This is a genomic window from Lysinibacillus sp. AR18-8, assembly GCF_001705465.1.
GTDB lineage: Bacteria > Bacillota > Bacilli > Bacillales_A > Planococcaceae > Lysinibacillus > Lysinibacillus capsici.
In genome coordinates this window covers 99,927-112,885 of sequence record NZ_MDGU01000015.1, presented here as the reverse complement: position 1 = coordinate 112,885, position 12,959 = coordinate 99,927, and the positions used below count along the sequence as shown (strand labels likewise).

11 protein-coding genes are annotated in these 12,959 nt (G+C 39.0%); 3 read left to right on the top strand and 8 right to left on the bottom strand.

The window, feature by feature from the left end; genetic code table 11:
- Window positions 1–3: 3 nt before the first annotated feature.
- Window positions 4–1,524, top strand: a complete 1,521-nt coding sequence (locus tag BFM98_RS13395) for a CoA-acylating methylmalonate-semialdehyde dehydrogenase (RefSeq protein ID WP_054550725.1) — start codon at window positions 4–6, stop codon at window positions 1,522–1,524.
- 92 nt (window positions 1,525–1,616) lie between these two features.
- On the opposite strand, the gene BFM98_RS13390 is transcribed toward BFM98_RS13395, so the two are convergent.
- The 5 genes from BFM98_RS13390 to BFM98_RS13370 all read right to left on the bottom strand — a co-directional run bounded on the left by BFM98_RS13390 (window position 1,617) and on the right by BFM98_RS13370 (window position 4,868).
- A complete protein-coding gene (locus BFM98_RS13390; protein WP_048389879.1) occupies window positions 1,617–1,934 on the bottom strand; it encodes a DUF378 domain-containing protein in 318 nt (105 codons plus the stop codon).
- Window positions 1,935–2,116: 182 nt separating this feature from the next.
- Window positions 2,117–2,602 (bottom strand): methylated-DNA--[protein]-cysteine S-methyltransferase, encoded by a 486-nt coding sequence (locus tag BFM98_RS13385; RefSeq protein ID WP_054550724.1) that lies wholly within the window; start codon window positions 2,600–2,602, stop codon window positions 2,117–2,119.
- On the bottom strand, window positions 2,589–3,503 hold the full coding sequence (locus BFM98_RS13380; RefSeq protein ID WP_066037634.1) for a DNA-3-methyladenine glycosylase family protein: 915 nt from the start codon (window positions 3,501–3,503) through the stop codon (window positions 2,589–2,591). The genes BFM98_RS13385 and BFM98_RS13380 overlap by 14 nt, the downstream gene beginning before the upstream one ends.
- Window positions 3,500–4,075 carry a bifunctional transcriptional activator/DNA repair enzyme AdaA gene (locus BFM98_RS13375; protein WP_066037633.1) on the bottom strand — a complete coding sequence of 192 codons (576 nt, stop codon included), beginning with the start codon at window positions 4,073–4,075 and terminating at the stop codon, window positions 3,500–3,502. Before BFM98_RS13375 ends, BFM98_RS13380 begins: the two co-directional genes overlap by 4 nt.
- 25 nt (window positions 4,076–4,100) lie before the next feature.
- Window positions 4,101–4,868 (bottom strand): isocitrate lyase/PEP mutase family protein, encoded by a 768-nt coding sequence (locus BFM98_RS13370; protein ID WP_048389871.1) that lies wholly within the window; start codon window positions 4,866–4,868, stop codon window positions 4,101–4,103.
- A gap of 436 nt (window positions 4,869–5,304) precedes the next feature.
- On the opposite strand from BFM98_RS13370, the gene BFM98_RS24560 reads away from it, so the two are divergent.
- A complete protein-coding gene (locus BFM98_RS24560; protein ID WP_081011058.1) occupies window positions 5,305–5,475 on the top strand; it encodes a GGDEF domain-containing protein in 171 nt (56 codons plus the stop codon).
- Window positions 5,476–5,621: 146 nt separating this feature from the next.
- Here the strand turns inward: BFM98_RS24560 and BFM98_RS13365 are convergent, their stop codons facing one another.
- Window positions 5,622–6,920 (bottom strand): MFS transporter, encoded by a 1,299-nt coding sequence (locus BFM98_RS13365; RefSeq protein WP_048389869.1) that lies wholly within the window; start codon window positions 6,918–6,920, stop codon window positions 5,622–5,624.
- A 22-nt stretch (window positions 6,921–6,942) separates the two neighbouring features.
- Complete coding sequence (locus BFM98_RS13360; protein WP_066037632.1) at window positions 6,943–8,976, bottom strand: CocE/NonD family hydrolase; 2,034 nt, start codon at window positions 8,974–8,976, stop codon at window positions 6,943–6,945.
- 323 nt (window positions 8,977–9,299) lie between these two features.
- Here BFM98_RS13360 and BFM98_RS13355 point away from each other — a divergent pair, with 323 nt between their 5' ends.
- Window positions 9,300–9,950, top strand: coding sequence for a TetR/AcrR family transcriptional regulator (locus tag BFM98_RS13355; RefSeq protein WP_054550961.1), 651 nt, complete (start codon window positions 9,300–9,302; stop codon window positions 9,948–9,950).
- Between the two features lie 82 nt (window positions 9,951–10,032).
- Here the strand turns inward: BFM98_RS13355 and dinG are convergent, their stop codons facing one another.
- The gene (dinG, locus tag BFM98_RS13350) at window positions 10,033–12,804 is read right to left on the bottom strand and encodes an ATP-dependent DNA helicase DinG (protein ID WP_066037631.1); all 2,772 of its coding nucleotides are present in this window, start codon (window positions 12,802–12,804) and stop codon (window positions 10,033–10,035) included.
- Window positions 12,805–12,959 lie beyond the last annotated feature (155 nt).

Genomic DNA, 12,959 nt, shown 5'->3' with positions numbered 1-12,959 from the left:
TAGATGGTAACGAATACAGACATACAGGATTTAGGTCATTTTATCAATGGACAAACAGTTCAAGGGAAAAGCGGTCAGTTTTCAGATGTTTACAACCCAAGCACAGGTACTGTCATTGCTCGCGTACCTTTGGCAACAAAACAAGAGGTACAGGAAGCGATTGCTGCTGCCCAAGCGGCTTTTCCTGCTTGGCGTGCCTTATCAGTTGGTAAACGAGCTGAAATTATCCTTAGATTCCGCCAACTCATAACAGAAAATATCGATGAACTAATTGATATGATTTGTACAGAGAGTGGCAAAACGATTGAGGATGCCAAGGGCGAAATTACTCGCGGTTTAGAATCTGTTGATTTAGCTATCAATGCCCCCCATTTACTTAAAGGAGAGTATTCGGTGAATGTTGGTGGTCATATCAATGCCTATTCTCTGAAAGAACCATTAGGCATTGTAGCGGCTATTTCACCATTTAATTTCCCTGTCATGGTACCGCTAGCAATTACAAGTATGGCGGTGGCTGTAGGAAACTGTGTGATTCTCAAGCCGTCAGAGCGGGTTCCTTGCTCAGCATTATTTTTATCAGAGCTGTGGAAAGAGGCAGGCTTACCAGATGGGGTTTGGACTGTTATTAATGGAGACAAAGATGCTGTTAATGAGCTGTTATGCCATCCTGCCATTGAAGCGATTTCCTTTGTAGGCTCTACGCCAGTTGCAGAAGCCATTTATGCTACAGCCTCTAAACATGGGAAGCGTGTTACAGCACTTGGGGGAGGTAAAAATAATATGGTGGTTATGCCAGATGCTGACCTAGAGCATGTAGCAAATGCCTTTTTAGGTGCTGCCTATGGAGCAGCCTCCCAGCGTTGTATGGCACTGTCAACCATTATTCCTGTTGGGGAGGATACAGCCAATAAATTAGTGGGTATTCTTGCCGATAAAATTGCCAAATTAAAAGTGGGTCCCTATACAGATGCCGAAGTTGATTTTGGACCAGTCATTACTCAGCAATCAAAGGATGCCATCATTGGCTATATCGATCGTAGCCTAGAAGAAGGCGCAACAATGGTCTGCGATGGGCGAAATCCGGAAATTTCCAAACAATCGAACGGTTTCTATCTTGGACCTACATTACTCGATCATGTAAAGCCTGGAATGGAAATTTATGAACAAGAGGTTTTTGGACCTGCACGTAATGTCGTCCGCGTGGCATCATTAGAGGAAGCTATAGCCCTTATTAATGCCCATGAATTAGGAAATGGTGTAACCATCTTTACGAACAATGGTGCAGCAGCTCGAAAGTTTACCACTGAAATTGAAGTAGGTATGGTAGGTGTCAATGTACCCATTCCTATTCCAGTAGGCTATCATAACTTTGGTGGCTGGAAACGATCAAGATTTGGTGAGGGGCATATGTTTGGACCTGACCAAGTACGTTTCTTCACAAAAGCGAAAACCATTTCAGAAAAATGGATAGAACAAGGGAATGACGTTACCTCTTCCTTTGCATTTCCAAGTAATCAGGACTAATCCTAAAAAATAAATATTCGCGTAGTCAATAGCTACGCGAATATTTTGAAAAAACTGACGCAAAAACATGGTCACTAGTTTTTACAGTTTAACTATTTGTTCTCTTTTTTCTCTTCCGTTTTTCTTACTTCTGAGAAGTCTGTTTCTTCTCCAGCCTCCATGCCATAGCTAGGATTTCTATCCATACGAGTAAATGTATCTACATCATCCTCGTCTTCAAATCGCTTTACAAGAATTGGAATCGAAATTAGCCCAGCAAGACCAACGAGTGCATAAACCCAACGAGATAAGACCGCCGTTTGTCCACCAAATAAATAAGCCACTAAATCAAATCTAAAGAATCCAATGAGTCCCCAGTTGATTGCACCTATAATAACTAGTACTAAGGCGATTCTATAAAGCACGCTCATGTGTACACCTCCTTTATTTTCAATACTCCAAGCTATATTTCTTAGCAGGGAGGTGTCATAAGAAGCGATAAAATGACAAAGACTAGTCATTACAACCGCCATTTTGACGGTCTTATTTTTTGCAATAACCTCTTTTTTATACTGTGTACAAATGGCGAAATGACGTACTCTGATGAATGGCGTTACTTGGATGATTTTTTATGTGTCTGCTCATGCTGAAGCAGCCATTCTTTGCGCCACATCCCGCCTCCATAACCTGTCAGCGTTCCATTGGAGCCGATAATTCGATGACATGGCACAACAATGCTGATATTATTTTTACCATTCGCACTACCAACAGCCCTTACAGCTTTTTCATTGTTAATAGCAATGGCGATATCCTTATATGAAGCCGTTTCACCAAATCCTACACTCGGTAAAACATGCCAAACAGCTTGTTGAAAATCTGTACCTCGAAAAACATAAGGAAATGAAAACTCCTGACGATCACCTAGAAAATACTCATGCAATTGCTTAACACATTCTAGTAAAACTTCAGGTGTGTCTTGCTGAGGAGTATTAACGACCTGCTCTCGCTCTGCAAAGTTAATGGCATCAATTGCTGTATCACTTCCCTCAACTTCTATAATCCCAATTGGTGATGAATAATCTAATTTATACCGTTTCATACAGTGACCTCCATAAATAAAAGGTGGCATAAGCTTGCCAGCCTTGCCAATGTTCCGCATAGTTCTTTAATTCTTCAATTGTTGGTTTTCGTTCTAATGCTAGTTGTATTTTTAAAGCATTATGTAGACCTACATCTGCTATAGGAAATGCTGTCGGTTGTTGCAGACATTTCATAAGCACATAATCTGCTGTCCATGCACCAATTCCTCGAATGTCCATTAATCGTTTTTTCATGGCTTCGTAGTCCTCTTGTTGCCACAGCAAATTTTTTGTCAATTGTCCGCTTGCGATAATTTTGGCAATATCAATAATGTATTCTGATTTCCTCCGTGTAAATTGGAGGTGGATTAAATCATCTACCTCAATAACGGCTATTCTCTCTGGCGTTGGAAACAGCCAGTAGCTTTGCCCCTCAAAGTAAACATATTCTCCAAAATGCTCGACAAATCTCTTTTTTAACATATAGGCAAAAGTTAAATTTATTTGTTGACCAATAATTGCCCAAACTAATGCTTCAAATAAATCAGGAATCCCGATTAACCGTAATCCGTTATATTTCTTCACAAGTGGCTTTAGGATTTGATCGTTTTCAGCCATCTGGTAATACCCCTGCAAATCCTTTGTTAAATCAAACCACTCTGCGATATATTGTGCGATGATCGCCTGTTCATGGCTAGCTGGCTGTTTCATTGGAAATATTACTATTATTTTATGTGCTTGTTCAGTTATTTCACATAAAATAAATTGTTCATCAATCTTCAATAATTTGTAGAGCACATCATCCTTTATATGGTGAAGTATTTCGTGATGTGAGCGCTTTAAGAACTGCAAACACTCTCTATAATTAAATGCTTGTGGTAACTCGATAACTAAATAGCCAACATCGTTTGTCCATTTCATATCATGTCCCCCTGCAACGATAGGTTACGGTATTCTGTAGGCGAACAATTTTTCAGCCGTCGAAAAACTTTATAAAAATTAGATGGGCTTTGAAAGCCAGCTTCATAACATATTTCTAAATTTGTAAAGTCGGTATGCTTTAATAGATGGGCAGCTTTATCAATTCTGATTTTCTCTAAATACGTTCGAGGCGTCTCAGCAGTCTCTTGTTTAAATAGTCGTTCAAGGTGAAAAGGACTGAGGCCAACATGCTCCGCCATATCCTGTAAAGTCACTCTTTGTTTATATTCGTTCATAATAAAAGTCGTGACATTTTTAATCAATTGCGTGTGTGGGGAATGTTCGATTTCAGGCTGACATCGTTTACATGCCCGATAGCCAGCCGCCTCTACCTTTTGGATATCTTCATAAAATTCAACATTCATCTTTTTCGGCTTTCTGGATTTACAGGAAGGACGGCAATAAATCTTAGTAGTTTTAACCGCTGTATAAAAAAGCCCATCATAGGTTTGATCACATGTTATAATCTTTTCCCACTTTTCCTCAAAAGATAAATTGATGGCATTGTCCACGATTATCTCACCTCATTCCCATCGACTATATATATAACGCAGAAGTATCTTGGTCTTTTAATAATTGTGCAGCATGCTGTGTTAAATGCGCAATTATTTTATCTGAAAGTGCATTTCCAAAGCTAAAGCGTTTCACCCCTAATTCTTTTAGTAGCTTGACATTCGTTAAACTAGGTAATGAAAGAAGATTAATGGGCGCATTTATATTACGAGTCATCGCGCTTATTTCATTGGCATCTGTTAAGCCTGGGATAAATATACCACTTGCTCCGCTCTCAATATAAGCTTTTGCTCTTGTTATTGTTTCTTCAAATGGTTGCTCTAATTGAAAATACGTATCTGTTCGAGCATTAATAAAGAAATCTTTATAGCCATGATTATCTAATTCTTTCCTCATGTTTGTTAATAAATAACAGTGTTCAATTATGCTCCTTAAGCCTGTTTGATGTTTAAGGGAATCTTCAATGTTAATCCCTGCTACTCCTACATCTGCCGTTCTCAAAACATTGTCGATAATACTTTGTTCATCATGGCCATACCCCGCTTCTATATCTGCTGATACGGGTATCTTGACTTGCTCTGTAATGGATTGAATAATTGTTAGATGTCGTTGAAAATCGATTTGTTCACCGTCTGCATAGCCAAGTGAGTTCGCTATGCCCCAGCTTGTTGTACCGATTGCTTGAAAGCCTGCCTTTTCTAATGTTAATGCTGATATAACATCCCAAGCATTCCCAATAAATAATAGCTCTTGTGAAAAATGTAAATCATAAAATTGCTGAATTTTTGACATAATATAAGCCTCCATGCTGTTTGTTAGACCTTATATTATCAGGAACTATCCTTTTATTTCGTCCTCAATCTTGCTGTTATGGTCTATAATAATGTTTTAGCAAATAACATGGAAAATACAATAGTCAGAAAAATAAATTTATTCACACTTATTATCCTAGTTATGTTCGCTCTCATCCCCCCTGTTAGTGCAATAGCCCAACAGATAAGCTGCTAGATCCTATTGTGTTAGGACAGCATTTAATTCCAAAATGGTCTCCATCGAAGATATATTGAGTGATGTCCATGATCATTCTTTTGTGGCTAGAAATCAATCGTATCCATTCTTCTGGCATACGAGAGATACTATTTGGTTACGTTTATCCATGGATAATATTTGAATAGATAAAAATGAATCCCATTGGCTAGAGGTAACAGATAAACTAGATAGCATTGATATGTATATCATTATTGGAGTGACTTGCTTTGTGATGGGCGATACAATTCATTCCTTATTATCTAGATGTGACAAGGCTTTATATCAGGCCAAACACCATGGTAGAAATCGTGTGGAATTTTTACTGGATCATACAAAACCGGAGACGAAAACAGAGGCGTCATTATCTTGACGCCTCTGTTTCCCTGTTTACATATTGATTTGTGAATAATCAACTTGTATAAATAGTAAAAAACTATTCGCAGCCTTTTTAGCTATTCATCATTATGTTTAAAAAAAGCTGGCTTTGGAAGAAACCAATGTTAGTTCTAAACTAAATTAAGTAAGTGCCTGTTCCTTGGAAAGCTTTCGTTGTAAAGCAATTTCTCGGCGTTTTTCTTTCGTCACACGCTGCCAAATGACTACTGTAATGAATCCAATAATAGCTAAGCCTAATAAAATACCAAAGAATACTTTATAGCCCGCTGTGCCACCCCAGTAATCTAAACAAGCACCTGCAATAATTGGCATAAAGATTTCACCACTATAACCAATTATCATCAGTGGCATGGACACAGTTCCTGTTGATTCTACTGGATAATCGCCTTCTACTAGAATTGCAAAATGCATCGCTTGCAAAGCATACATAGATGTATAGATAATCCCAATGAACACTAAAAGCATAAGGATAAAAGAAGCTTTTCCTGGTAATAAAATGAGCCCTACTAAACCAAATGCTAATAAAATATAGCCGATTAACACCATATTCGACACACCAATCCGGTCGCCTATGATTCCTGCACTAAAACTACCAATAGGACGACAATATTGCGAGAAGTAGCCCAAAGCCGCAGCAATTAACGTAGACGCACCAAATGCGGCCGTTGCATAAGGTGTAATGTAATAATAGCTAATAATCATCGCGTAGGACGTAAAGATAAGTATAGTCGCAAGCCAGGTAGTTGGCATCTTCAACACTTTCCAAAGGACTGCCCAATCAAACGTTTTACTGCTCTCTCTATCTTCTGGACTGACAGTTGCTTGATCTGGATCTTTATACAGCATCATAATCATGAGGCCCAACAAAAGACAAATCACAGAATACACTGTAATAACTGCTGAAAGAGCCATTTTATCACTCATATGTTTTGCAAAAAAAGCAAAGATCCCTAAAATCACAGCAGATTGAATAATGTTGGTTACACCACGTCCGCCTTCAAAAAATCCAAAAGCTTTTCCTTGTTCATTTTCAGAGCCTAAAGAACGAACCGCTTTTACTAATGCTCCCCAGAACGTCATAATGGACGTGATTCCCCAAGCAGCATGAATCAGTAGAAGTACTGGATAGGGTGGATACAATAATAATGTAAACCCTAATAATCCTGTGGCTACTAAAGAAATGGTTAATAAATATTTCGTTTTCCAACGATCTGCACAAAATCCTCCAAAAATATAGGAAATTAAACAACAAACACCATACGCACTACCAAGTGTCCCCATTTGTGTATTGGTTAAATGAAATGCATCCAGAAAGACATCATAATAGTAGTTTCTAAAATAAGGCAATGCGTAAATTAAGGCACCTGAAACAGCTAAAATAACTAAAGTAGCTGTATTCTTTTTTAACTTAGCTTCCATATGTTTACCCCTTATATGTTATTTACAAGCCATGACGTTTAATTTTTTGATTCCATTCCTTATGGAAGACTTGTTTGTCATTTTCTTTGATGACCATTTCCCCAACAATTTGGAAATTCTCCTGATCGGATGTTTTGGTAATAGTAATATCCGCGTCAATCCACCAGCCTTCACGACCAATTTTCATTTTTTGATAGATTGTATACTGAGCTGACAGTGGATCAGCATTCGTTAAGGTTAATTCTCGTTTCAAATTATGTTCTACAGTGACATCAATATCATCAAAGCGATAAATACCTTCACCAAATACGCCTCCAACCCCATCTGTAATGCATGTCCATGTATCTGTTAAAATATCATAGGATATAGAACGATCAACTCTTCCTTCTTGCAGCGTTGTGATTGGCGTTAATGGTGCACTTTCAGCATTCATATTAGGTCCTACTACCTGCTGACCATGGAAGGTTGGCAATGATAAGGTAGCCGTTTCTAGATTTAATGTCAATGTAGCGTCTTCTGGCATTGGCCAAAACATCGGCCAAAACGTTGTAGCTAAGGATAGGCGTAAACGATGCCCCGCTTTAAATTGATGGCCACAGCAATCTAACTGAACAAAGGCCTTCACTTTTTCACCAGGTGTTAACAGGTCAACATGATCATGCCCATTTAAGTGTGTCAGGTTCATCACGCCATAGGATACACGAGTGACAGCTCCATCAGGTGCTACGTCTGATAGCTGTGCAAATAGCATTGCATGTGGTTTGTCACTCATTAATTCCACTTCAAATTTTGGATAGCCCACAATCTCTAAGGCTTTCTCTAGCCTATCCGTTTCAAAAACCATGGCCATTCCATCATCTAATCGTTGGTCTGCTGGACTTTCACCTAGTACGCCAGCGCCCATCCATTCACCAGATAAAAGACCATGATTTTGAGGAGTTTTTAGTAGGACTTGCTCTTGTTGCTCACTGCGGTTTTCTACTAGTTTTCCATGTGTCAGTTGATACACCTTAGTTTGTATCGATTCCGCTGCTGGCCACGATTCTAAACCAACCCAATAGCCTTTGCTGATTGGTTTCTTAACGGATGGCTCCATGCTCTCTTCTACCCAGACATTCACCATTGGTCCATCCATTACATCGTTGTCTATTCCTTTTAACCAATGATCCCACCATTTCACAGCTTCTTGTAGAAAGCCCATTGCTGGACCCGGTACTCCATCGTGGGGATAAACATGTGCCCATGGGCCAATGATGCCTTTTCTCGGAACAGAAAGCCCTTCCATTAAACTTAAGACTGTGTTTGTATAGGAATCTTCCCAGCCATCTAGCGCAAAAACTGGGATTTCTATGTCTTGATAATTTTCACAAACTGAACCATGTTTCCAATAATCGTCTCTTGTTTGATGCTCCATCCATTGTGCCATCCACAAAGGCATATTTTCTAATCGTTCCATCCATATATCACGCCAGCTATCGCCAACAATATGTGGATCAATTGGACGTAACTGGTAGGCTAACATAATAGCACCCCACCAGAAGTTATCGTTTAACAAGCAACCGCCCTTATAGTGAATATCATTGTTATAACGATCATCTGTAAAGCCTACGGTAATAATCGCCTTTAACGCCTTTGGTCGACGAGCTGCTACTTGTAGAGAATTAAATCCGCCCCACGATTTCCCCATCATCCCAATATTGCCATTACACCAGCTTTGGTTAGCAATCCATTCAATGACTTCAAGGGCATCATCCTGCTCTTGCTTTAGATATTCGTCCTTTAATAAACCATCTGACTCACCTGAACCTCGCATATCCACTCGCACAACAGCATAACCATGTCCTGCAAAATAACCGTGCATAGGCTCATCTCTTGCTCTTGTCCCATCTGTTTTACGATAAGGAATATACTCTAAAATGGCTGGTACTTTCTCTCCCAATTTTACATTTGGTAGCCAAATACGACTTGAAAGCCTTGTGCCGTCTGCTAACTCGATCCATGTGTTTTCAATCGTTTCATATGTACACTCAAATTGTGTCACAATTTTTTTACTCATTGTATAATCCTCCCCTTGTGTCTAAGTGCAAGACTCCTAGTTATAACATCCTCTTCGTCTAATTATTCCGAATCTTGATTATTTAGTAATCATGATTATAAAATAATTGTGATTAGTATATCACCTGAAATTCTAATGCACAACTCTGAAAATGACAAAAGCTAATGCTATAATGAAAGAAGATAATTAAAATTGCTATGCTATAATAAGTTTAAATCAGCTACAAGAAGGTAAATATATACATTTGATTAATGATTTTACAGTAATTAATTGTTTGTTAGGGGGATATTACTTTGAAGAAAAAGGAAATACAAAGGAGTCGTATGTGGAAATACTTTGTAGATGCCACTGCGGAAATCATCGAAGAAGAAGGGCTGGAAAATGTCACAATCCGAAAGGTTGCTGATAAAGCAGGTTACAACAGTGCTACTATCTACAATTATTTTTCAGAAGTCTCGCATCTTCTATTTTTTGCATCGATGAGATGCATGCAAGACTATACCAACGAAGTTGCTCGCTACATAGAAAGAGGCAAAGATCCTATTGAAAAATACTTATTGGCTTGGGAGTGCTTTTGTCAATATTCCTTCAAACAACCTCAGATTTTTCACGCAGTCTTTATCATGGATTTAGGGGAAACACCAGAAGCACTATTGGAAAATTATTATAATTTTTACCCCAATGATTTAATCAATATCCCTGATGATTTAAAGACCATTTTATTTCAACACAGCCTAACGAAACGAGGGCGTTCTATGTTAGAGATCGCTTTAAAAGAAGGCTACTTAACTGAAGGCAATGTTGATGCCATCAATGAAATTACACTATTAATTTGGCAAGGTATGTTTACAAACCTATTGAATAATCGCAAAAGTTATGATGCCAACCAAGCAACGGCAATCACTATGAAATATATTACAGAAATCGTTCGTAATGCTAACCTTTTTGATGAGCAAACTAAAAACAAGCAATGAGAATCATACTAGCAATTGCCTTTCTTTAAACGCTTATACAATACGTAAAAACCCCTTCTAGCAATGCTAAAAGGGGTTTCTGCTATTTTTGCCAATGATTTAGTTCCTTTAACAATTCGGGTAGCTGCAATTTCTTTACATCGATAGGTGGTAATGCCTTAATAAACTCTTTCCCATATGACTTACTAGTAATTCGTCGGTCTAGGACAATAAAAGCTCCTTTATCCTGCGAAGAACGTATTAATCGACCAAAGCCTTGCTTAAACCTCATGATCGCTTCTGGTAAGGAAAGCTCAGTAAAGGAATTGCGGCCTAGAGTAGTTAGATGCTTTGCCCTCGCCTTAAAAACAGGCTCTTCTGGTGAAGAAAATGGTAATCGTACGACAATAACAGAGGCAAGTGCATCTCCTGGAACATCTACCCCCTCCCAAAAACTGTTTGTGCCAAATAGAACGGCATGACTAAATTTTTGGAAGGATTTTAGAATGCGCATACGGCTACCGCCTGTAACACCTTGTGCAAATAGCATGTAATCATCTAATAGTTCACTATCTTGGATAAGCTCAACTGTTTTTCGTAGCATATCCTGTGCTGTAAAGAGTACAAAGCAACGCCCTTCTGTCATTCGAACAGTCCGCGTAATTGCATGGGCAACAGCCTCAATGTATTCTTCTTGGCTGACATGCTGAATATCTGGCATATCGGTGACGATAAATGCCTTAGCCCCAGCATAGTAGGCTGGCGGAGCTTGTAGTTTCAAGACTTTAACATTATCAGAAATGCCTAACTGGCGTGTAACAAAGCGCTCATTGCCTGGTACCGTTAATGTGCCTGATGTCCAAACAATACTAGCTTGCTGACGTAATGGTGCTAATACTTGTTCAATTATCGGCGTCACATTGACAGGCTTCTTAAAAACATGGAGACTGCCAGGGACACTCCGTACATCAAATTCTAACCAAACAGAATTGCCTTCCTGTGGTGACAGAAAAATATCGTCCCATTCAGCAATTTTTATCTTCACTTCTCGAATCCAATATTGCCATTCAGATAATACATATTGATCGTTTTTATCTAGCTGCTCAATCGCATTTTCGAACGACTGTGTAATGCTAGTAGCGAGATCCAGCCATTGCTGGGTTAGTTTGCTTACTTGTGCAAACGTTTCTTTCGCAAATGAAACATCCTCTAAAAACAAGGTGCATTTACTACCTGCTTGTTTCCCTTTCATTTGCTGTTGCAATTTTTGAATAGTTCTCTGGATTGTTTCATCAAATGTCCGTTGCAAACGTATGAATTGTGCATCAAGATGCTGTAAATTTTGCATGGCTACTCGCTGTTTTTTCTTCGCTGCCTGGCAAAACTGTTGAAATAGAGCCGTGTCCTCCATCGTACCAATTTGTCCAAAAATATACTTCCATTGTGTATAGGAGAAGACTACTTCATCCTGCTGCATAGCAGCCTGAATAAATTGATGCGCCTCGTCAATAATCCAGCCATCTATTTCTGTAAAAAGTGGTGTTTGACGCACTAAATCACTTAAAACCATGGCATGATTCGTTACAATACAGTCAGCAACTGCACTGTTCTTTAAAGCTTGCTCATAGAAATCAAAGCCCTTTGAAGGCTTGTCATTCGGTATTTTTCGGATTTTCTCTAAAAACAGTTGTCCGCCACCAGAAACATTGAGCTCGCTCAACACACCAGTCTCTGTTTTGGTCAACCACACAAGTATTTGTAAAATAGTAAATGTATCATCATAGGATTCATCAGCATATGCCATACATTGCTCAAAGCGATCGAGATCAATATAATGCTGCATTCCCTTCAACACACACAAATTCACCTTTGTCCCAAGGATTTTTTCAATCTTTGGTAGCTCTTCTTCTACAAGCTGTTCTTGTAAATAGGAAGTATACGTACTGATGGCAATCTTTTTATTGACAGCACGGGCAAATAAGATGGCTGAAAGTAAATAGCCAGCAGTTTTACCAATACCTGTAGAAGCTTCAATCACGCACTCCTGTTGTTCATGTAATGCCCGCCAAATCGTGTCCATCATGTCAAATTGTGCAGGACGTTCCTCAAAATTTGGTAGTGCCTTTGACATTAAAGTTATTTTCTCATCTACTGATTGAGGGTAGGCAATCGTTTCTGTCACATGCTCATGCTTATTTCGGCCATTGCCAATCGCAAAATTACGGTAATAATGTACATTTTCGCGGCCCGTCGTATGCTGGCGCTTAATTTGCAACGCCTCAAAAAAAAGCTGAGAAATATTTGATTTTAAGCGAAAGGAACGCTTATGCATCTGTTCAAGTGTAAGCTGTGGTAAACTTAGTAGCTCCTTCCAGCAATGCTTGAATAGCTCCGCTGTCGCGCGAGCATCGTCATCCGCTCGATGGGCATTTGCTAACTCAATATTTAAATCGGCCGCTAAATCCCCTAGCTTAAAACCAAGGGACATAGGGAACAAAATTTTAGCTAGCTCCACCGTATCCATTTTTTTACCTTGCCATTTCGGTAGTCCAGCACGTTTAAACTCTGCTTGTAAAAAGGATAAGTCAAAATCTGCATTATGTGCAACAAATACACAGTCAGCAAGTAGCTCATATATGTAATCCGCATGCGCTTCAAATGGGAAGGCATCCTTTACATCCTCATTCGTTATATGCGTTAAATCTTGAATGAAAGTGGGAATAGCTTTCCCTGGATTTATGAACTTCGTATAGGTACGCTCAATTTCCCAATCCTTCATAATAACAATGGCAATTTGAATCATCCGGTCCCCATTGGCTGGTGAATGACCAGTTGTCTCCAAATCTACAATTGCATATTTTTGACTTTCCATCATACATCTCAACTCACAGTTCACATTAGATAAGTTGAATTTTATCATATTATTGGCTTTGCGGCATCCTTTCTCCTCTTTGTTGAATCACCGCATCCATACAAAAAACGCAACCTTGGAGAAATCAATCCCCTAAGGTTGCGTTGTGGAATCGTTAT

What these genes read in the sequence shown, in the direction of transcription:
- BFM98_RS13360 (WP_066037632.1), bottom strand. Translation starts at nt 8,976, where the DNA reads ATGAGTAAAAAAATTGTGACACAATTTGAGTGTACATATGAAACGATT.
- BFM98_RS13370 (WP_048389871.1), bottom strand. Translation starts at nt 4,868, where the DNA reads ATGTCAAAAATTCAGCAATTTTATGATTTACATTTTTCACAAGAGCTA.
- BFM98_RS13395 (WP_054550725.1), top strand. Translation starts at nt 4, where the DNA reads ATGGTAACGAATACAGACATACAGGATTTAGGTCATTTTATCAATGGA.
- BFM98_RS13380 (WP_066037634.1), bottom strand. Translation starts at nt 3,503, where the DNA reads ATGAAATGGACAAACGATGTTGGCTATTTAGTTATCGAGTTACCACAA.
- dinG (WP_066037631.1), bottom strand. Translation starts at nt 12,804, where the DNA reads ATGATGGAAAGTCAAAAATATGCAATTGTAGATTTGGAGACAACTGGT.
- BFM98_RS24560 (WP_081011058.1), top strand. Translation starts at nt 5,305, where the DNA reads ATGTATATCATTATTGGAGTGACTTGCTTTGTGATGGGCGATACAATT.
- BFM98_RS13385 (WP_054550724.1), bottom strand. Translation starts at nt 2,602, where the DNA reads ATGAAACGGTATAAATTAGATTATTCATCACCAATTGGGATTATAGAA.
- BFM98_RS13365 (WP_048389869.1), bottom strand. Translation starts at nt 6,920, where the DNA reads ATGGAAGCTAAGTTAAAAAAGAATACAGCTACTTTAGTTATTTTAGCT.
- BFM98_RS13390 (WP_048389879.1), bottom strand. Translation starts at nt 1,934, where the DNA reads ATGAGCGTGCTTTATAGAATCGCCTTAGTACTAGTTATTATAGGTGCA.
- BFM98_RS13355 (WP_054550961.1), top strand. Translation starts at nt 9,300, where the DNA reads ATGTGGAAATACTTTGTAGATGCCACTGCGGAAATCATCGAAGAAGAA.